This window comes from Tenacibaculum pacificus, assembly GCF_027941775.1.
Taxonomy (GTDB): Bacteria; Bacteroidota; Bacteroidia; order Flavobacteriales; family Flavobacteriaceae; genus Polaribacter; species Polaribacter pacificus_A.
Genome location: NZ_CP115917.1, coordinates 1,625,893 through 1,645,975, shown reverse-complemented (window position 1 = coordinate 1,645,975; position 20,083 = coordinate 1,625,893). Strand labels below are relative to the sequence as shown.

General features: G+C 27.5%; 19 protein-coding genes, 1 pseudogene and 1 riboswitch. Of the genes and pseudogenes, 12 read left to right on the top strand and 8 right to left on the bottom strand.

Features of this window, described 5'->3' with window-relative positions; translation table 11 throughout:
- Positions 1-152: 152 nt before the first annotated feature.
- Genes PG913_RS07340 through PG913_RS07330 form a run of 3 tightly spaced genes read right to left on the bottom strand, consistent with a single transcriptional unit; the run spans position 153 to position 1,784 of the window.
- Positions 153-635, bottom strand: a complete 483-nt coding sequence (locus PG913_RS07340) for a hypothetical protein (RefSeq protein ID WP_271230160.1) — start codon at positions 633-635, stop codon at positions 153-155.
- 5 nt (positions 636-640) lie between these two features.
- Complete coding sequence (locus PG913_RS07335) at positions 641-1,285, bottom strand: hypothetical protein (RefSeq protein ID WP_271230159.1); 645 nt, start codon at positions 1,283-1,285, stop codon at positions 641-643.
- Positions 1,286-1,289: 4 nt separating this feature from the next.
- Complete coding sequence (locus tag PG913_RS07330; RefSeq protein ID WP_271230158.1) at positions 1,290-1,784, bottom strand: RNA polymerase sigma factor; 495 nt, start codon at positions 1,782-1,784, stop codon at positions 1,290-1,292.
- Positions 1,785-2,014: 230 nt separating this feature from the next.
- Between PG913_RS07330 and PG913_RS07325 the strand changes: the two genes are divergently transcribed.
- From PG913_RS07325 to PG913_RS07305, 5 genes are all read left to right on the top strand, one after another.
- A complete protein-coding gene (locus PG913_RS07325; protein ID WP_271230157.1) occupies positions 2,015-3,325 on the top strand; it encodes a histidine kinase in 1,311 nt (436 codons plus the stop codon).
- Between the two features lies 1 nt (position 3,326).
- Entirely contained in the window at positions 3,327-3,623 is a 297-nt protein-coding gene (locus PG913_RS07320) for a 2TM domain-containing protein (RefSeq protein WP_271230156.1), read from the top strand.
- Position 3,624: 1 nt separating this feature from the next.
- A complete protein-coding gene (locus PG913_RS07315; RefSeq protein ID WP_271230155.1) occupies positions 3,625-3,930 on the top strand; it encodes a 2TM domain-containing protein in 306 nt (101 codons plus the stop codon).
- 12 nt (positions 3,931-3,942) lie between these two features.
- Positions 3,943-4,698, top strand: coding sequence for a LytR/AlgR family response regulator transcription factor (locus PG913_RS07310; RefSeq protein WP_271230154.1), 756 nt, complete (start codon positions 3,943-3,945; stop codon positions 4,696-4,698).
- A 99-nt stretch (positions 4,699-4,797) separates the two neighbouring features.
- Positions 4,798-6,531, top strand: coding sequence for a leucine-rich repeat domain-containing protein (locus tag PG913_RS07305; RefSeq protein WP_271230153.1), 1,734 nt, complete (start codon positions 4,798-4,800; stop codon positions 6,529-6,531).
- Positions 6,532-6,567: 36 nt separating this feature from the next.
- On the opposite strand, the gene PG913_RS07300 is transcribed toward PG913_RS07305, so the two are convergent.
- The 5 genes from PG913_RS07300 to hutI all read right to left on the bottom strand — a co-directional run bounded on the left by PG913_RS07300 (position 6,568) and on the right by hutI (position 10,912).
- Positions 6,568-7,608 carry a hypothetical protein gene (locus PG913_RS07300; protein ID WP_271230152.1) on the bottom strand — a complete coding sequence of 347 codons (1,041 nt, stop codon included), beginning with the start codon at positions 7,606-7,608 and terminating at the stop codon, positions 6,568-6,570.
- Positions 7,586-7,975 (bottom strand): hypothetical protein, encoded by a 390-nt coding sequence (locus tag PG913_RS07295; protein WP_271230151.1) that lies wholly within the window; start codon positions 7,973-7,975, stop codon positions 7,586-7,588. The genes PG913_RS07300 and PG913_RS07295 overlap by 23 nt, the downstream gene beginning before the upstream one ends.
- 3 nt (positions 7,976-7,978) lie before the next feature.
- Positions 7,979-8,611, bottom strand: coding sequence for a cupin domain-containing protein (locus PG913_RS07290; RefSeq protein WP_271230150.1), 633 nt, complete (start codon positions 8,609-8,611; stop codon positions 7,979-7,981).
- Between the two features lie 65 nt (positions 8,612-8,676).
- Positions 8,677-9,675: a formimidoylglutamase gene (locus tag PG913_RS07285; RefSeq protein ID WP_271230149.1), complete on the bottom strand. Its 999-nt coding sequence runs from the start codon at positions 9,673-9,675 to the stop codon at positions 8,677-8,679.
- A gap of 1 nt (position 9,676) precedes the next feature.
- Positions 9,677-10,912, bottom strand: coding sequence for an imidazolonepropionase (gene hutI, locus PG913_RS07280; RefSeq protein WP_271230148.1), 1,236 nt, complete (start codon positions 10,910-10,912; stop codon positions 9,677-9,679).
- Between the two features lie 520 nt (positions 10,913-11,432).
- A riboswitch (SAM riboswitch) is annotated at positions 11,433-11,557 on the top strand.
- 123 nt (positions 11,558-11,680) lie between these two features.
- On the opposite strand from hutI, the gene PG913_RS07275 reads away from it, so the two are divergent.
- From PG913_RS07275 to cysD, 7 genes and pseudogenes are all read left to right on the top strand, one after another.
- Positions 11,681-12,961, top strand: a complete 1,281-nt coding sequence (locus PG913_RS07275) for an O-acetylhomoserine aminocarboxypropyltransferase/cysteine synthase family protein (protein WP_271230147.1) — start codon at positions 11,681-11,683, stop codon at positions 12,959-12,961.
- 99 nt (positions 12,962-13,060) lie between these two features.
- Positions 13,061-16,456, top strand: coding sequence for a bifunctional aspartate kinase/homoserine dehydrogenase I (gene thrA, locus PG913_RS07270; RefSeq protein WP_271230146.1), 3,396 nt, complete (start codon positions 13,061-13,063; stop codon positions 16,454-16,456).
- Between the two features lie 62 nt (positions 16,457-16,518).
- Positions 16,519-17,685: a trans-sulfuration enzyme family protein gene (locus PG913_RS07265; RefSeq protein ID WP_271230145.1), complete on the top strand. Its 1,167-nt coding sequence runs from the start codon at positions 16,519-16,521 to the stop codon at positions 17,683-17,685.
- Positions 17,686-17,714: 29 nt separating this feature from the next.
- Entirely contained in the window at positions 17,715-18,122 is a 408-nt protein-coding gene (locus PG913_RS07260) for an RrF2 family transcriptional regulator (RefSeq protein WP_271232150.1), read from the top strand.
- A gap of 120 nt (positions 18,123-18,242) precedes the next feature.
- Positions 18,243-18,495: pseudogene (locus tag PG913_RS07255) on the top strand (DUF2061 domain-containing protein).
- Positions 18,495-19,121, top strand: a complete 627-nt coding sequence (locus PG913_RS07250) for a phosphoadenosine phosphosulfate reductase domain-containing protein (protein ID WP_271230144.1) — start codon at positions 18,495-18,497, stop codon at positions 19,119-19,121. The pseudogene PG913_RS07255 and the gene PG913_RS07250 overlap by 1 nt, the downstream one beginning before the upstream one ends.
- A gap of 10 nt (positions 19,122-19,131) precedes the next feature.
- Positions 19,132-20,037 (top strand): sulfate adenylyltransferase subunit CysD, encoded by a 906-nt coding sequence (gene cysD / locus PG913_RS07245; protein ID WP_271230143.1) that lies wholly within the window; start codon positions 19,132-19,134, stop codon positions 20,035-20,037.
- The last annotated feature ends 46 nt before the right edge of the window (positions 20,038-20,083 follow it).

Below are 20,083 nucleotides of genomic sequence, written 5' to 3'. Positions count from 1 at the left end.
ATAAGTTAAATAATAAGATTGAATAAGCTAGATCTATTAATAACTAACAGTTTTTTGATAATTTTTTTAAATCGGATATTTTATTAGAGAAGTTTATCCCCATTATATAATTAGTATAATGGGGATAAATAATATTGTTTAGTAAAATTTTATTAGAAAAATACTCTTATAAAAGGTGAAATAGCATTAGCGTTAATACTTCTGTTTTTCTTGTATATTACATCATATTGAATTCCAAGAGTAACTTTACCTGTTATGTATGCAGCTCCAATGTTTAGTGATGGGTAACCATATTTTTCTTTAATTTTATCAATTGTTTTATTAACATAAGATTGTAGTAATTCTCCAGAAAATTCTATAGTAGGAATAGGTCTATATAAAGTAATAATACCAGCAGAATATACATTCGAGCTATAACCTTTGCTTTTGTTGTGTAAATAACCAATACTACCTCCAATAGAAAATTCTTCATTAAAATCATAAACTAGGCTTGGTGTAATAGATAAAGTAGTGCTGTTTTCTCCTAAGCTAAAACCAAAGCTACCTCCTAATCGGATATTACCGAGTAAGTTAGATTCTTGAGCAAAACTAAATGCTGAGCATAAAAAAAGACAAAGAGTAATTATTTTTTTCATAGTAGTTAATTTGAATCTTCAAATTTAGTCAATTCTTTATAGTTTTTATTTAATTTTCGTAATAAGATACCGTAAAGTAATTGATAAAATAACCAAAATAATACTAAAAATATCAGTAAAAACAAGATTTGAGAAATCAGTATTACTGTAAAAAAATTAGTATTATTAATAATTAAGTTTTCAGTATTAAAAACTTCTTTGAAATTATTTTTATCACTAAAAATGATAATATTTATTATTAGCGATAAAATAATAAAAGTAATTAGGTTGTAATACACGTAAAACTTAACTGTTTTTCTAACTTTAAATATTTTATTAAGTAACTCTTTAGTATTATCCATTACAGAAATGGATGTGTAATTTTTGTAAAATATATATAAAAAAACAATAATAACTATGTAATGAATATAATATGTGAAATTAATAAAAGAGGTTAGATTTAATTGGTCATAAACTTTCATATACTCGCTATTAGCGGTAAGTATGTTTAACAGTATCCAAAAAGAAAATTCTAATATTCCAATAATAAAAATCCATTTGACTATTGATGATGACTTGGAATGTGCCATTTTATAAATATCAACCTTAGAAACTGTATTTATTTCTTCAGGTTGATTATTCCATGCTGTTTTATATTTATCTAAATCCATATGTTTATGGGTTTAATACTTTTTTTAATTTATCTTTTGCTCTATTCATTTTAACCCGAGCGTTTACTTGGCTAATACCTAAGGTTACAGCTATTTCTTTGTAGGGTTTGTCTTCTAGATACAAAAATATAAGCGCTTTATCAATATCATTTAATTTGCGAATAGCTTTGTATAATTCTTTTAATTGTAATTCTTCAGTATCGTCATAGTCCTCTGCTTTTATTTTAAAAGTATAGTCGGTAATATCTTGTGTTTTTACAGTTCTTGTTGATTTTCTGTATAAAGAAATTGCTGTATTTAAAGCAACTCTATACATCCAAGTACTAAATTTAGCATCACCTCTAAACTTGCTGTAGTTTTTCCAAAGCTGAATGGTTATTTCTTGAAACAAATCATTGTGCGCATCTTTATTTGTAGTATAAAGCCTACAAATTTTATGCACAACATTTTGATTTGATTCAAAATCAGATAAAAAATTATTTTCCAGTTCTTTTTCCACTAAGTTTACTGCAGTTGGTAAATTATAAGTAGCTCAAAAATACAAATTGTTACAGTTCATCCTAAAAAAAATACAAGTCAGTTATTTTTAGTGTAATAAAAGCTATTTAAAAAGCATCTTTGTAAGGAATTAACATTTAAAAAATAACTTATGAAATTTATAATAGTACTGTTTATAATCGTATTATTTTTTATCACTGAAATAATAACAACTAAATAATAATATAAAAGATGAAAAAAAATATACTTCTTTGTTTAAAAATTACTTTAATTTTTGGGGTGTTTTTTATATTGATAAATAAACAATTTACATTAAAAGGTGTTTTTTTAACATTTCTTATTTCAGGAATTTATTCTTTTGGATTAGGTTTAGGTAATGGTTTTTTAAATGATTATTTAAGTAGAAAATGGAGTTGGATTACGCAAACAAATAAACGTGTTTGGGCAGGTATTATAGGAACTTTTTTATATACTATCCCTGTAATATTGGCAATTCATTACTTTTTGTTTGTTATTTTATATGATGAAAATCCACAACGCTTTTTTTCTGGAAAAATGATTTGGGTACATTTATTTTGGATAATTTTTGCCTTTGCAATTTCGGCATTTTTACATGCCAGAGGTTTTATGATGAATTGGAAAGCATCAGTAAAACAAGAAACAACACAACGTGAAATTGTAGCAAAAACTGAAACAGCAAAATTTGAAAGTTTAAAAAATCAGTTAGATCCTCATTTTTTATTTAATAGTTTAAATGTGTTGGTTTCTTTAATCGGTGAAAATCCAAAACAAGCAGAAAGATTTACGACAAAATTATCAAAAGTATATCGCTATGTTTTGGAACAGCGAAATAAAGAATTAATTCCGTTAGAAGAAGAATTGAAATTTGCAAGAACTTATATGGAACTTTTACAAATGCGATTTGAAGATGCCATAGAATTTAATATTCCTACTACAATAAGTAATTCAGAATTAAAAATAGTGCCATTATCATTACAATTATTACTAGAAAATGCAGTGAAACATAATGTAGTTTCATCAACAAAACCATTAGAAATAAAAATTTTTGAATCAGGTGATTTTCTGCAAATTCAAAATACGGTACATCCTAAAGAAGTTATTGGAAAAAGTACAAAAGTAGGTTTAAGAAATATTGCAGATAGGTACGGTTTAATAACTGATAAATCTGTAGAAATTAAAAATAATAATAAAATATTTACGGTGAGTCTGCCTCTATTAACAAAAACAAAAAATATGTCATTTAATAATAGTATCGAAAATAGTAAGTATATAAAAGCTGTCGAAAAAGTAGAGAAGTTGAAAGAGTTATATCAGAATTTAGCATCTTATTGTGTTGTGATTCCTTTTTTAATTTTTATCAATTTAAAATTTTCACCACAATTTCATTGGTTTTGGTTTCCCATTTTTGGTTGGGGAATAGGTTTGATTTTTCATTTTTTAGAAATAAATAATTATAATATTATTTTAGGTGAAAACTGGGAAGAACGTAAAATTAATGAAATTATGAAAAAAAATAAATAATATGGGGATAACACAAACAGAAGAAGCAAGGTATTTATTAGCAAAGAAAAGAGTAAAAAAGATACAAGGAGTTTATACACATTCAGTAATTTATTGTGTAGTAATATCTGTTATTATTTTTATAAACTTAAAATTTGAACCACATTTTCATTGGTTTTGGTTTTCGCTAATTGGTTGGGGAATTGGACTTTTATCGCATTGGTTAAGTGTTTTTGCATTTAAGAAAACGGATTTTGTGAAAAACTGGGAAGAACGTAAAATTAATGAATTAATTAATGAAAATAAAACTGGTAAATAAGATGAGAACAGAAGAACAGAAATATATACGAGCAAAAAAACGTGTTGATAAAATAAAGAAATTTTATACGCATTTTGCAATTTATATAGTGGTTAATATTTTTATATCGGCAGTGGTTATTTTTGGAATGATGAACGATGGTTATTATGATTTTTGGACAGTAATTAGTCATTTTGCAGTTTATTCTACTTGGTTATTTTGGGGAATTGGATTGTGTTTTCATTGGCTAAATGTTTTTGGATCGAATTTATTCTTAGGTAAAAACTGGGAAGAACGTAAAATTAATGAATACATGAATGATAATTAATAGAATAAATATATGAATGTTATTATTATAGAAGATGAAAAACCAGCTGCTAGGCGTTTAAAAAGAATGCTTTCTGAATTAAATATTGAAGTTCAAACAATGTTACATTCTGTTGAAGAATCTATTAATTGGTTTCAAAATAATAAACATCCCGATTTAATTTTTTTAGATATTCAATTATCTGATGGATTATCATTTGAAATTTTTGAAGAAATTGAGGTGAAATCAGCCATTATTTTTACAACTGCTTATGATGAATATGCATTAAAAGCATTTAAATTAAATTCGATAGATTATTTATTAAAGCCACTTGATGAAGATGAGTTAAAGGTTGCTATTGATAAATTCAAAGAGCATCAACCTAAAAAATCAGATGTAAAAGTTAATATTGATGATATTCGAAAGTTGTTAATAAATCCTGTTGATAGAAAGTTTAAAAAACGATTTACAATTAAAGTTGGACAACATATAAAAATGATACCTATTGATGAAATTGTTTGTTTGTATTCCGAAAATAAAGCAACGTATATTCATGCAAACACAAATCGAAATTATTTAATAGATAATTCTTTAGAATATTGGGAAGAACATTTAAATCCTGAACATTTTTTTAGAGTAAATAGAACTTTTATCATCCGTATAAATGCAATAAAAGATATTATATCTTATACAAATTCTCGTTTAAAATTAGTGTTACATTTTTATGATGAATCAGAAATAATAGTAAGTAGAGAACGTGTAAAAGCTTTTAAAAATTGGATTGATTGATTTTTTATTACCGATATTTACAACTTTATATATTTTTTTTATAAAGAGAATATCAGTATGAACAGAATTAAAACATTCTAAACTTAAGTAATGAATAAAATGATTTACTATATAATATCGTTACTAATATTAATTGTAATAGCTTTTAAAATTTTCGGTAATTCTGTTCCAAAGGATATTAATAAATATAAATTTCTCTTCAGAAATGATATATTCAGCAGTTCAAAAAAAGAAGCACAGAAAGATAGTAAAGTATATCAATTAGCTCCTGTAATGCGAGGAAAAGCTTACAAACCTTATTATATTTACTTTCCTGAAAAAGAGCAATATTTAGTTTGTAGTCGTTTAGAGCCTTTTGGGTTTAGGCGTTACGATGCTTATGCTCCTCCTTTTAAAAAAGAAATAATTAGCCATGTTTTACTAAATAATAAAGGAGAAATAATACAAAGTTTTGATGCTGAATTTAATTTTTCGCACCGCTCGGGTATGTTTTTTACACAGGATTTTTATATAAATTGGCTCGATTCGGGTGATACCACTAAGTTGTCTTATGCTGGTGTTTACAATAAAGATGTAAAAATGAATAAAATACAATTTGCGGATAAATTTCGTGAATTATACGCTAAATCAGATTATACAGAATATGTTAATTTACGTACAAAATATAGCGATGATATAGGAAAAGGTGTTGTTTTTAAAATAAAAAAAGAATGGCATATTTTACTTGATGCCGTAATGGATTCGCATATATATGCTGGTAATTTTAAAGAGAATGAAAAAACGGGAGTTGATAGTTATATCTATTCTTTAAAATTTGATTACAATGATCCAGATTATAAATTAACAAATCCTTATCCTCAATCGTCATCTTTGATTAAAAGTGTTTATTTAGAAACAAGTAATTCAAGACCTTATCGGTTTAATAGTAACGCTACTAATGATGGTTTAAAGTTGGTGAAATATCAAAAATTGTCTTCTACTGGTTGGCAAGGTATTGCAGCGATTAAAGGAATTCCAATTTTTGTACCAGGTACTGGAGAAGGTATTGCTTATATGCAATACAAAATAGGGAATGAAACTATTCATTTTAAAATTCCAGATGTTATAAAATACGATTATCGTTCTGTTTATAATTTAGGTGTACGAACCTTTAAAATACCTGCTGAATTACAAATTACTGAACCATTAGTTTTTATAGAATCAATGCAAGGTTTTGGGAATTACCAAAGAATAGGAGGAGGCGTTTATGTCGTAAAACCTTGCAAAATATCAGAATATATTTCTAGTTTACCTAAAGATATTAGTGAAGAACGTTATAGTAAATTACCACTATCATTACAAGTTGCTTTATTGGATTTAGAAGGTACAACCGAATTAAAAACTGAAGAGTGGTATCCAGAAATTAAACTTTTATCTAACCTGAAATATTTGAAAATTACAGGTATGATACCTATTTTACCTGATGATATTTCTGTACTTAAAAAGCTAGAGGTACTCGACCTTGGTAGCTGTAGAATAAATGATATTTCTGATAAAATAGCAGAGTTAAAGGAGTTAAAAGTTTTAAATCTTTTTTCAAATAATTTAAATGGTTTCCCTTTACAAATTTGTAAATTAAAAGAACTTACCCATTTAAATATCGGTTTCAATAATATCGGTGAAATACCAAGTTGCATTTCTAACTTATCTAAGTTACGTGAGTTGAACTTATTGTCTCTTGATTCGATATCGTTGCCTGAAACAATGGTTAACATGAAAGAATTAAGAATAAGACGAACTGAAAATTTAAAAGAAACATTACCTGAAAACTTTCATTTTCTATTTAAAGAATAGAGACAATAAATGTTGATTAATAATGTTTCTATACATTTATTTATTTATTCGTGTAAATATTTTTTTAGAAAAATTTAATACTGAAAAATTAGTTTTATTAACTAGTACTTCTTTTAATGATTGTTCTTTTTCTTTTTTCTCTAGATAAAAAGGGTCTTTATGAAATTCATAAATAAATTCTTTTGCAATATATTTATAACTATTCCATTCTTTTTTAATTTTTGAAGAATGGTTTTCAAGAGACCAAATTTGAAAATTGTTACTTTTAAAAAAGTGAAAAACAGTTGTTTCTAAATCTTCATGATTACGCTCTAAACCATGAATTAATCTCATAGATACTGTTTGCCATTTTAAAGAAAAATTTAACCACCACATATAATCGTATAAGGTAATTATTTCAAAAGGTGATTGCTTTATTACAGGGTTTATAAAATCAATAATTTGATTAGTAAATTTATCTGTACCTAATTTTCTAGAAATAATAAACTCTAAAATATCTTCATAAGGGCTAAAAGCATCACCTGTTATAACAGGATATTTAAGTTTATCACTACCAAAAAGTTGGTCGCCATGTTCGCCTGTTATAATAGTTTCTGTTGGTTGAATATGATTAAAGATAGTTGTTTTAATCATTTCATAATTAAGCTTATTTTCAATAATATCATTAAAAAAAGTAGGATATTCTATAATAGATTCTTTTGAAAGTAAAATAGTTAATCGATTGATTTTATCAATATATTTTAATTCATTTATTAACGATATTAATGCTACGGTAGAATCAATTCCACCAGACCATAAAACCTTAATTTTTCCATGGGTAGTATCAATTATTTCACAAGCTCTTTCACTACATATTTCTGAAAATATTTTTGATGTATTTGATATTTGAGGAATTTTATCTAATATAGTAAAATCAATTCCTGAATCTAAATTTTGTGTACGGTCAATTAAAGTAGCTCCAAAAAAAATACAACTTTGTAAGTAGATAGGATTTGCTTTTTTCTTAATTTCTTTATTATTGAATAATTGTTTTTTAGATAAATAGTAAATACTATTAAGATTTGACAAAGGCATCATGACGTATTTTTTTACAAGTATTCAAATATATTTTTAGCTTATCTTCTAATAATGATTTTTCAAAATCTCTAATAGAACCTGTATAAAGTCCTGAAAAATTAAATTTTTCACCTTTTGTAGTAATTTGAAGCAGTAAAAATTTCTTTTTAAAAATCCAAAAACCATTTACAGCTTCTATAATCCAGATATTTTTCTTGTGGTTTACTTTGTAAGTTACATTATATTTTACCTGTTTTTTAGAGTGAGTTCCCGATTCATAATTAACAATTTTTTCTCTAATCAGGAAATCTCTTTTTTTAGTTTTACACATTTCATTAAAATCTTTAAGAAATACATTAACAATTTCATCAATTTTTTCGTTGCTCATTTATTAAATCATTATAGTACCGTTAAACATAGGATGATTTTTTTCTATCGCACCAACAGAAGAAAAAATATGTAAAGGAATTGCAATTAAAGGCTTTTCTGTATCTGTTTCAAAATGATGAGGACACATTGGTTCAAGAATGCAAACTGAACCTGGTTTTAATTCTGTAATTATATTTTTATTTTCAATTCCAACAATACTTTTTCCAAACCCTTCAATAATTAAAACAACTCTAACAGTTGAATGAATATGATGCTCTTGCTCTTTACTAAAAGCAGGCATTTTTAAGTATTGTAATGTAGGGTCGCCTAATCTTATCGGTGGAAATAATTGTTTTGTAGAACAGCCATTTACGTAAGGTAAAGTGGTAACTCCTTCCATTGATATAGAAGCTTCAGGAGGCATATATCCTCGGATTACTGTTGCTAAATGAGTTGATTCAATTTTGCAAGGACCTTTTTTTACTTTAGCAAATTTTAAATCTTCATCAAAATAATATACGCAATCTCCAAGTTCTACATCAATAGTCTGATTTCCTATAAAAGATTGAAAAAAGTAAAGTTGATTAGAATCACTTTTAAATATTGTAGGTGATTTAGTATCGTAGTAATAAGCTCCAAATGTTTCGTTTGTCATTGGTTTATTTTATTCAAATTATTTTGTACTTATTTTTTGTGTACAGTAAAAAACTATATTATTTTTTAATCATGTTTTTGAGCTTTTATAAAATCAGTTATTAAATAACTAATAAATTTTCCTACTTGATTTATAGCAGAAGAATCTTGCATTACCGAAGGCGCTCCTTCACAAATATGAATATAACTAGCGTTTTTATTTTTAGCGAAATAATATACAAATTCACGAGCTTGTTGCGTTGTAAATCCGCTAGGAGTCATAGCACTACTCGGAAAATTTTGAATACAATCTAAATCTATTTCGATACCAAAAGGTTTTTCTTGAATAAAATTTTTGGCACGTAATAATTCATTTTCAAAAGGTATCGATTTATATATTTCTAACTCTTCATAAGTATTATATCCAATATTTATATTACTATGAATATAATCGAAAATATATTGAGGTGTGTAATTTTCATGCAAACCAAACATAAAATATTTATCTAAATACTTATTTTCAATAGCGTAAGAAAATCCGTTACCACTATGGCGTTCTTCTAATTTACGTAAATCAGTATGAGCATCTAAATTGATAACATTTATTGATTGATTTTTTCCTTCGGATAATCCTTTTAAATTACCATAAGCATTATTATGTCCGCCACCAATTATAATTGGAATCTTATTGTTTGCTATAATTATTTTGATGATATTAGATAATTCTTTATCGATAGCTTTTACTAATAAATCACCTTTTTCTCTATCAGTAGCATCAAAGTTTAAAACACTGTCTAAATAATCCAAATAGCCTAAAACAAGAATATCTTTTCCTTCTATAAATTGATTTTCCTGAATGTTTAAAAATGATTTTAAAGCAGGGATAAAAGCAGTATGTGCACCACCATTTCCGTAATTTATTTTTACTCCAATATCTTCAGGTACGCCAATAATAACAAATTTAGCCGTACAGTTTTGAAGTTTATCAATAGTTGAAATTGTTTGTATATGTTGTCCTATTTTTGTTTCTCCTTCACGTGGATTTACAAAATCGATTATATCTTTTTGAGAAAAAATTTGTAACATTTTAAATAGCTTTTCCGTTAATAAAAACAGTGTCAATTAATAAAGAACCAAAATTATAAGGAATTGCACCATAACTTAAAATTTCTTTTGTGATTATGAAATTAGCCTTTTTTCCTTTGGTAATACTTCCAACTTCTTCGGATAAATCCATTGCATAAGCACCGTTTATAGTTGCTGCATTTATAGCTTCTTCAGGAGTCATTTTCATTTTGATACAAGCCGTTGCAACTACAAAATTCATGTTTCCAGAAGGTGTAGAGCCTGGATTAAAATCGGTTGCCAAGGCTAAAGGTAATCCAGCTTCAATAATTTTACGAGCAGGAGTATAAGGAATACTTAAAAAATAAGAACAAGATGGCAAAGCAACAGGCATCGTATTTGTGCCTTTTAACGCATTAATATCATCAGTATTCATAATTTCTAAATGGTCAACAGATAAAGCATCATGTTTTACACTAACTTGAACTCCGCCAATAGTTGTAAATTGATTTACGTGTACTTTAGCTCTTAAGCCGTGTTTTTTACCAGCTTCTAAAATTCGGTCGGTATCTTCTACTGAAAAATAACCAGTTTCACAAAAAGCATCAATAAAATCAGCTAAATTTTCTTCGGATATTTTAGGCAACATTTCATTGATAATTAAATCGATATAACCGTTTTTATTATCTTTATATTCCTTAGGAAAAGCGTGTGCACCTAAAAAAGTTGCTTTAATAGGAAGATTATAATTTTCTTTTAGTTTTTTAATAACACGTAGCATTTTTAACTCTGTTTCAACAGTTAAACCATAACCCGATTTAATTTCAACAGCTCCTGTACCAAGTTTTATAATTTCCTCTAAACGAACACTCGATTGCGCATATAAATCTTCTTCTGATGTTTCTTGTAATTTTTTTGCTGAATTTAAAATTCCGCCACCATTATTGGCAATTTCTTCATAAGTTAAACCATTAATTCTATCAACAAATTCTTGTTCACGATTTCCTGCATACACAATATGCGTATGAGAATCGCACCAAGTAGGTAGTATCATTTTACCTGTACAATCTATTTTTTCATCAAAATCAACTGCTTGTAAATCTTCAGTTTTACCAAAATTAATAATTTGATTATCCTTAATTAAAAGAAACGCATTTTTTATAGTAGGTAAAATATTCATTTCTGCTCCTGAAACTTTTTTGATACTAGTTTCTCTAACCTGAATTAATTCTTTGATATTTATGAATAACGTTTTCATCTAATTTTCTTGATTTTGTGATACAAATTTACGGTAAAAAGGATAAAACTATTTTTATTTATTAGAGGTATGTTTTTTATTTTAATTCCTTTTTAGTGTATTCTTTCCTTGTTATTGCTCGTGAATGATAAGCATAAGAAGTCGAAAATAGAAAATATTTTAGTTTTAGATAGTCATTTTCCACTATTTTTAGGTTTTTTATTTAGCAGAAATATCATTTTGTGTAGTGGTTTAAAATTAGTACAAATACCTAGCCCCGATTGTAGCAATTGTTTGAGCTCTCTGGCTTTTTTTAACCAGAAGCGAGTGCGGAAAGCGGGAAATTGCTTCAAACAATTTATATTTTTTTTCGCTTTAATTTTGATGAAAAAAAACTTGATTATACGCTAAGATAACAGGCTTTTTTTGTGGTACTTTATAATTGAAATATTTTTTTTAAAAAAAAACAGTAAAATAAATTTGGATATTAACTTTTTATAATTGAATATTTGCGTTCACAAAGTTCAATAACTTATTGACAATGTTATCAAGAAAGGTGGAGGGATTAGACCCTATGAAACCTTAGCAACCCTTTGTTTAAGTCAAAGAAGGTGCTAAATTCTACCTAGTTTTAGATTCATTTATCTAAAATTGGATAGATAACTCAAAAGTAATTACTCCTCTGTAATTGCTATAATTCTTTATAACATTTTTCTAGTAAGTACATCAGTTTTTATTGATGCATTCAACTTTTGTTTTAATTTTTTATTATTTCAAAAAACAAGAAAAATGAGTACACAAACACAAAAATTTGCAACTAATGCGTTGCATGCAGGACACGATGTAAAACAAACAGGAGGTACAAGAGCTGTTCCTATTTATCAAACAACATCGTATGTTTTTACTGATTCCGATCATGCAGCAAACCTTTTTTCATTAAAAGAATTAGGTTTTATTTACACACGATTAAATAACCCAACTAATCAAATTTTACAAGAACGTTTAGCTAGTTTAGAAGGCGGAACAGGAGCTGTTGTTTTTGCATCAGGTACAGCAGCTATATCTACAGGGTTACTTACGTTATTAAAAGCAGGAGATCATATAGTTGCATCAAGTAGTTTATATGGTGGAACTTATAATTTATTAAATGTTACTTTACCTAGATTAGGTATTACAACTACTTTTGTTGATGCTTCTAATCCTGATAATTTTGGAAAAGCAGTACAAGAAAATACCAGAGCTTTTTTTGTAGAGTCATTAGGAAACCCTAAATTAGATGTATTAGACTTAAAAGAAATATCAGCACACGCTAAAAAGGCAGAAGTTCCTTTTATTGTAGATAATACTGTTGCTACACCAGCTTTATTAAATCCAATAGAACATGGTGCAAACATTGTAATTCATTCGTTAACTAAATATATTGGTGGTCAAGGAAATTCATTAGGTGGAGCAATTATTGATGCAGGAACTTTTAATTGGGCTAATGGTAAATTCCCTGAATTTACTGAGCCATCTGCAGGATATCATGGTTTAGTGTATAATGATGTTTTAGGAGCTGCTTCTTATACTTTTAAATTAATTTTAGAAGGATTACGCGATTTTGGGGGTGCTTTAAGTCCTACAAATGCGTTTAATATTATTCAAGGATTAGAAACCTTAAACATCAGAATAAAAAAACACAGTGAAAATGCTTTGGATTTAGCGAATTGGTTAGAAGCACAAAGCGAAGTAACTTGGGTTAATTATCCAGGTTTAGAAAGTAGTAAATATAAAACTTTAGCTGATGAATATTTACCAAAAGGACAAAGTGGTATTGTAACATTTGGTGTAAAAGGAGGTTATGAAGCTGCTAAGAAAATAGCAGATAATACAAAGCTTTTTTCATTATTAGCAAATATTGGAGATACAAAATCTTTAATTATTCATCCAGCAAGTACAACACATCAACAGTTAAGCGAAGAAGCACAACAAAGTGCTGGTGTTACTAATGACTTAATTCGTTTATCAGTAGGATTAGAAGATATAGAAGACTTAAAAACAGATTTAAAAGTATCTTTTTCAAACATATAAAATAACAATTTTATAAAACGAATGTATTGAATTTTATTTTTTTTGAAATAAAATTATATTCATATAAATCATTCGTTTTTATATTTAAAATATATCATCTTGACAAATAATTTATCTCATATAAAAATTGTAAATTTTACCACTGAGCGTGGTGTTCTTTTTAATGAAATTCCTTTAAGTTATGAGGTTTTTGGTAAAGAGTTGGGTACTGCTCCGGTAATATTAATTAATCATGCATTAACAGGTAATAGTAATGTTGCTAATCCAAAAGATGGCTGGTGGAAAGATTTAATAGGGAAAAACAAAGCTATTGATACGGCTGATTACTCTATTTTATGTTTTAATATTCCTGGAAATGGTTATGATAGTTTTTTAATAGATAATTATAAAGGTTTTATAGCTAGAGATATAGCAAATATATTTTTAAAAGGATTAGAACAGCTTAAAATAAAAGAATTATTTGCCTTAATAGGTGGTTCTTTAGGAGGTGGAATTGCTTGGGAAATGGCTGTTATAAATCCGAAAATAACACAAAAATTAATACCAATAGCTACCGATTGGAAATCTACTGATTGGTTAATAGCTAATTGTCAAATTCAAGAACAGTTTTTACTTAATTCAAGTAATCCTGTGCATGATGCACGTATGCATGCAATGCTATGTTATAGAACGCCAAAATCTTTTAAAGAGCGTTTTCATCGTTCTAAAAATGAAGAACAAAAAATATTTAACGTAGAAAGTTGGTTATTGCATCATAGTAAAAAATTACAAGAGCGTTATCAATTAGCATCTTATAAATTAATGAATCAATTATTAAAAACAATTGATGTTACTAAAGGAGGAAATAATTTAGATATTTTAGAGAAAATAGAAGCGGATATTCATATTATTGGTGTTGATTCTGATTTGTTTTTTACAGCTGAAGAAAATAGAGAAACTCAAAAAGAATTAGCATTAGTGCATTCGAATGTAACTTATAACGAGATAAATTCGGTACACGGACACGATGCTTTTTTAATGGAATATGAGCAGTTAGAAAAAATAATTACTCCTATTTTTAATCCAAATTCAAAAAAAAGAAAAATGAAAATATTAAAGTTTGGCGGAAAATCGTTATCAAATAACGGCATTAGTAATGTAATTTCTATTATTGAAGAAAAAGTAAATAATCAAGAAAAAATAGCTGTTGTAGTTTCGGCAAGAGGTAATGCTACTGATGAATTAGAGAATATATTAAATAAATCAGCAAAAAATATAGCGTATCAAGAGGAGTTTGAAGCTTTTAAATATGAGCAATCAAAATTAACACCATTAGTTGATTTTTCATCAGAATTTACTCGCTTAGAAAAACTTTTTGAAGGAGTTAGTTTATTAGGTGATTTTAGTGAAAAAATAAAAGATGAGGTTTTAGCACAAGGAGAGCTTTTATCAATAAAAACAGTAGAAGAGCTTTTAAAACAAAAAGGAATAGAAGCAAATGCTACGGATGCTAGAACGTTAATAAAAACAGATGATAATTTTGGAAATGCACAACCAATTATAAATACATCAAAAGATAATGTTGTTGCCTACTTTAAAAATAATAAAGATGTTATAAATATTGTAACAGGTTTTGTCGCTTCTAATTCAAAAGGAGAAACAACTACTTTAGGTAGAAATGGTAGTAATTATACAGCATCATTATTAGCAAATTTTTTAGATGCAGGTGAATTACAAAATTATACACATGTTGATGGTATTTTTACAGCAAATCCTGATTTAGTTGCTGATGCAAAAAAAATAGAAGAACTATCTTTTTCTGAAGCTAATGAGTTAGCTAATTTTGGAGCTAATATTTTACATGCAAAAACAATTGTACCGTTATTAGAAAAGAATATTAATTTACGTATTTTAAACACTTTTAAACCTGAAGATAAAGGAACTTTAATAACATCTAAATCAAGTTCAAAAGGGATAAAATCATTATCTGTTTTAGATGATGTAGCTTTATTAAACTTTGAAGGTAGAGGTTTATTAGGTAAAGTAGGAGTAGATGCACGTATTTTTAGAGCTTTAAGTAATAGTGGAATTAGTGTAAGTATTATTTCGCAAGGTTCATCAGAAAGAGGTATTGGTTTGGTTATCAATAAAGATAAAGCTCAAGATGCTGTTAACGCATTAGAGCAAGAATTTGAAGGTGATTTTTATACAAAAGATGTAAATCAAATATCGATTGTTGATGATGTTTCTGTTATATCAATTGTTGGTCAAGATTTAAGTGAATTTCATTTACCATATAATGCTTTAATTAAAAATCAGATAGTTCCTTTATTGTTTAATAATACTATTTCTGGTAAAAATGTATGTTTAGTTGTAAAAAAAGAACAACTAAATAAAGCATTAAATGTAATTCACGGGCAAGTTTTTGGAGTTGCTAAAAAAATAAATTTAGCTATTTTTGGTAAAGGTTTAGTTGGTGGTACATTAATTAATCAGATTATAGAAAACACTAAATCTGTATTAGAAAGAAAGAAAATACAGTTAAATATTTTTGCAATAGCAGGTTCTAAAAAGGTTTTATTAAATCAGAAAGGAATTGATGAAAATTGGGTAGCAGATTTAGAAAATAGTATAGAAGTATCATCTATAAATACTATTATCGATTTTGCAAAACAGCATCATTTAGGAAACTTAATAGCTGTTGATAATACCGCTAGTGGAGATTTTATTGAAAATTATATTCCTTTAATTGAAGCAGGTTTCGATTTAGTATCTTCAAATAAAATAGCAAATACAGTAGCGCATAGTTTTTATAAAGAATTAAGAAGCACTTTAGAGGCAAATAATAAATCATACTTATACGAAACAAATGTAGGAGCAGGTTTACCGTTAATTGATACGATTAAATTATTACATGATTCAGGTGAAAATATTACTCGAATTAGAGGTGTTTTTTCAGGGTCGTTAAGTTATTTATTTAATACTTTTTCTGCGGATGATGTAGCCTTTTCTGAAACGCTTCAAGAAGCAATTGACCAAGGATTTACTGAGCCAGACCCTAGAGAAGATTTATGCGGAAATGATGTTGCTAGAAAATTATTGATTTTAGCAAGAGAATTAGATTTAGAAAATGAATTTGATGATATTATTATCGAAAATTTAATTCCAGAAGAATTTAGAGAAACTCCATCTGAAGAATTTTTATTAAATTTAAAAGCCTTAAATAAAACTTTTCAAGATAAAAAAGAAGCTCAAGAACCAGCGCATGTATTGCGTTATATTGGTGATTTGTCAGGAGATTTATCTAAAGAAAAAGGAAGTTTAGAGGTGAAATTAGTTTCTGTTCCAACAAGTTCTCCATTAGGAAGTTTAAAAGGTTCAGATGCTATTTTTGAAATATATACACAGTCTTATGGAGAACAACCAATTGTTATTCAGGGGGCTGGTGCAGGAGCAAATGTAACAGCAAGAGGAGTTTTTGGTGATATTTTAAGATTAGCAAAAAATAACAATTAGAGACTAAGTGTCATTTGAATATACTAGGTTTTGTATAATCTAGATTTATAAAAAAAATAAATATGAGTAAAAATTTTGAAACCCAAGCGATAAGAACCCAAACAGAACGCTCACAGTTTTCTGAACATTCTACACCTTTATATGTAACTTCTAGTTTTGTATTTGATGATGCTGAAGATATGCGTGCTTCTTTTGCTGAGGAAAAAGATAAAAATTTATACAGTCGTTTTTCTAATCCTAATACAACTGAATTTGTAGATAAAATTGTAACGATGGAAAAAGCTGAAGCAGGATATGCTTTTGCTACAGGTATGGCAGCTGTTTTTTCTACTTTCGGAGCTTTATTAAGTGCTGGAGACCATATTGTATCTTGTAGATCGGTATTTGGCTCAACACATACTTTATTTACCAAATATTTTCCGAAATGGAATATTGAAACTAGTTATTTTAAAATAACAGAAGTTGAAAAAATTGAAGGTTTAATTCAGCCAAATACAAAAATATTATATGCTGAGACTCCTACTAATCCAGGTGTAGATATTATTGATTTAGAGTTACTTGGTAAAATAGCAAAAAAACATAATTTATTATTAGTAATAGATAATTGTTTTGCTACACCATATTTACAAAATCCTATTGATTTTGGAGCAGATTTAGTAATACATTCTGCAACAAAATTAATTGATGGTCAAGGAAGAGTTTTAGGAGGTGTAACTGTTGGTAAGGCAGATTTAATCCGTGAAATTTATTTATTTTCAAGAAATACAGGTCCTGCAATGTCACCTTTTAATGCATGGGTATTATCTAAAAGTTTAGAAACATTAAGTATTCGTGTAGAAAAACATTGTGAAAATGCCTTAAAAGTTGCGGAGTTTTTAGAAGCACATCCGAAGGTTAATTTAGTGAAATATCCGTTTTTAAAATCACACCCAAAATATGAAATCGCCAAAAAACAAATGCGTTTAGGAGGTAATATTGTTGCTTTTGAAGTAAAAGGAGGTATAGAAGCTGGTCGTAAGTTTTTAAATGCTATAAAAATGTGTTCTTTATCAGCTAATTTAGGAGATACAAGAACAATAGTTACACATCCTGCATCTACAACTCATAGTAAATTAAGTGTTGAAGATAGGTTAGAAGTAGGTATTACTGATGGCTTAGTTAGGTGTTCTGTAGGTTTAGAAAATGTAGTAGATGTAATTAATGATTTAAAACAGGCTCTAGAAAATTAAGAATTAAATAAAAAGTGTATTTTTGTAATATGCTTTCTAAAAAAACAAAATATGGAATAAAAGCACTTGCTTATATAGCTAGGCAAGAGCAAGGTTGCAAAGTGCAAGTAGCTACTATTGCAAAAGAAGAAAATATTTCACATAAATATTTAGAAAGTATATTACTTACTTTAAAAAAATCAGGTTTTTTAGGTGCTAAAAAAGGTAAAGGAGGTGGTTACTATATGTTAAAAGAAGCTTCTGAAATTAATATGACTGATGTTATTAGAACTTTAGAAGGACCAATAGCAATGTTACCTTGTGTTAGTTTAAATTACTATGAGAAATGTAGTGATTGCCCTGATGAAGATGCTTGCTCTGTGCATAAATTAATGATTCAAGTAAGAGATAATACACTACAAGTCCTTAAAAATAATACACTTGCCGATTTAGTATAAATTATTACAAATCTTATTATTTTGTGAATTTAAGACAACTTTTTTTAATTATTACAAATGAATTTATATATTTGTCGAATATTAAAACCTAGTTACCCGATAGGGAAATAGTATTTTGAAATGATTATAGAGCAATTAATAAAAAGTAAGAAAACTAATAAGACTAACGAAATTTCTGAAAATCCAGTTAGAAGCCTTGTTAAATCTGTAAGTTGGAGAGTAATAGGTACTATAGATACAGTTATAATTTCTTGGTTAATAACAGGTGAATTAGCATTAGCTTTTTCTATAGGAAGTATAGAGTTAGTCACAAAAATGGTTTTGTACTTTTTTCATTGAAAGAGCTTGGAATAAAATAAAATGGGGAAAATAATGAGTTTAGATACAGAGTTAGATTTAGAGAAATTAAATAAAGACTTAGGTAAATTAAGTCCTAAAAAAATTATTGAATGGGCACTTTCTATAGCAAAGAAAGCAGTTGTAACAACTAATTTTAGACCTTACGAAGGTGCTATTTTACAAGCTGTATCTTCTGTTAAAAATGATGTAGAGGTTATATGGTGTGATACAGGTTATAATACACCTCAAACATATAAACATGCTGAAACTTTAATTGACAGCTTAGGTTTAAACATTCAATTATATGTACCCAAACAAACAGTAGCATATAGAAATGTTACTTTAGGTTTGCCTAGTATTGATGATCCTAAACATGTTCTTTTTACTGAACAAGTAAAATTAGAACCGTTTAAAAGAGCAATGAAAATTCATAAACCAGATGTTTGGTTTACAAATTTAAGAAAAGGACAAACAGCTTTTAGAGATAGTATTGATATTGTGTCTAAAAGTAATGATGGAACTTTAAAAGTAAGTCCATTTTATAATTGGTCGGATGAAGATTTAGACGGTTATTTAGTGGAAAATAAAATACCTAATGAGTTTAAGTATTTTGATCCAACAAAAGTAGAAAGTAACAGAGAATGTGGTTTACATATCTAATAATATTATTATGAATACAGATACAATAAAAGTAGGAGCATTAGAAAGCGAAGCTATATATATATTTAGAGAAGTTGTCGCGCAATTTGAAAAACCAGTATTATTATTTTCTGGAGGAAAAGATAGTATTACTTTAGTAAGACTTGCTCAAAAAGCATTTTATCCTGCTAAAATACCTTTTCCTTTAATGCATATTGATACAGGACATAACTTTCCTGAAACAATTGAATTTAGAGATCGTTTAGCTAAAGAATTAGGTGTTGAATTAATAGTAAGAAACGTTCAAGATAATATTGATAACGGAAAAGTTAAAGAAGAAACAGGTAAATACGCAAGTAGAAACATGTTACAAACTGAAACGTTATTAGATGCAATTGAAGAATTCGGATTTGATGCTTGTATCGGTGGTGCTCGTAGAGATGAAGAAAAAGCAAGAGCTAAAGAACGTATTTTTTCTGTAAGAGATGATTTCGGACAATGGGACGAAAGAAATCAACGTCCTGAGTTATTTGATATTTTAAATGGAAGAATTGATTTAGGTCAAAACGTACGTGTTTTCCCTATTTCAAATTGGACAGAATTAGATGTTTGGAGTTATATACAAAAAGAAGCTATTGAAATTCCTTCAATTTATTTTGCTCACAAAAGAAAAACATTTGTTCGTGATGGTATGATTTGGTCTGCTGAGGATGATGTTGTTTATCGTGAAGAAGATGAGGTTGTTGAAGAACGTATGGTTCGTTTCCGTACTGTAGGAGATATGTCTTGTACTGCAGCTGTATTATCTGACGCTGTTAGTATTGATAAAGTAGTATCGGAAATTAGAGTTTCTACCATTTCTGAAAGAGGTGCTAGAATTGATGATAAACGATCAGAAGCAGCAATGGAAAAACGTAAACAACAAGGTTATTTTTAATAGAAAGTAACTATTAAGTTTACTGATAATTGTTAGTATATAATTA

Bases quoted from the DNA above. Each gene is read 5' to 3' on its own strand.
- PG913_RS07290 (WP_271230150.1), bottom strand. From the start codon at position 8,611: ATGACAAACGAAACATTTGGAGCTTATTACTACGATACTAAATCACCT.
- PG913_RS07295 (WP_271230151.1), bottom strand. From the start codon at position 7,975: ATGAGCAACGAAAAAATTGATGAAATTGTTAATGTATTTCTTAAAGAT.
- PG913_RS07260 (WP_271232150.1), top strand. From the start codon at position 17,715: ATGCTTTCTAAAAAAACAAAATATGGAATAAAAGCACTTGCTTATATA.
- PG913_RS07315 (WP_271230155.1), top strand. From the start codon at position 3,625: ATGAGAACAGAAGAACAGAAATATATACGAGCAAAAAAACGTGTTGAT.
- PG913_RS07310 (WP_271230154.1), top strand. From the start codon at position 3,943: ATGAATGTTATTATTATAGAAGATGAAAAACCAGCTGCTAGGCGTTTA.
- PG913_RS07275 (WP_271230147.1), top strand. From the start codon at position 11,681: ATGAGTACACAAACACAAAAATTTGCAACTAATGCGTTGCATGCAGGA.
- cysD (WP_271230143.1), top strand. From the start codon at position 19,132: ATGAATACAGATACAATAAAAGTAGGAGCATTAGAAAGCGAAGCTATA.
- PG913_RS07300 (WP_271230152.1), bottom strand. From the start codon at position 7,608: ATGATGCCTTTGTCAAATCTTAATAGTATTTACTATTTATCTAAAAAA.
- PG913_RS07320 (WP_271230156.1), top strand. From the start codon at position 3,327: ATGGGGATAACACAAACAGAAGAAGCAAGGTATTTATTAGCAAAGAAA.
- PG913_RS07285 (WP_271230149.1), bottom strand. From the start codon at position 9,675: ATGTTACAAATTTTTTCTCAAAAAGATATAATCGATTTTGTAAATCCA.
- PG913_RS07305 (WP_271230153.1), top strand. From the start codon at position 4,798: ATGATTTACTATATAATATCGTTACTAATATTAATTGTAATAGCTTTT.
- PG913_RS07325 (WP_271230157.1), top strand. From the start codon at position 2,015: ATGAAAAAAAATATACTTCTTTGTTTAAAAATTACTTTAATTTTTGGG.
- hutI (WP_271230148.1), bottom strand. From the start codon at position 10,912: ATGAAAACGTTATTCATAAATATCAAAGAATTAATTCAGGTTAGAGAA.
- PG913_RS07340 (WP_271230160.1), bottom strand. From the start codon at position 635: ATGAAAAAAATAATTACTCTTTGTCTTTTTTTATGCTCAGCATTTAGT.
- PG913_RS07265 (WP_271230145.1), top strand. From the start codon at position 16,519: ATGAGTAAAAATTTTGAAACCCAAGCGATAAGAACCCAAACAGAACGC.
- PG913_RS07335 (WP_271230159.1), bottom strand. From the start codon at position 1,285: ATGGATTTAGATAAATATAAAACAGCATGGAATAATCAACCTGAAGAA.
- PG913_RS07250 (WP_271230144.1), top strand. From the start codon at position 18,495: ATGAGTTTAGATACAGAGTTAGATTTAGAGAAATTAAATAAAGACTTA.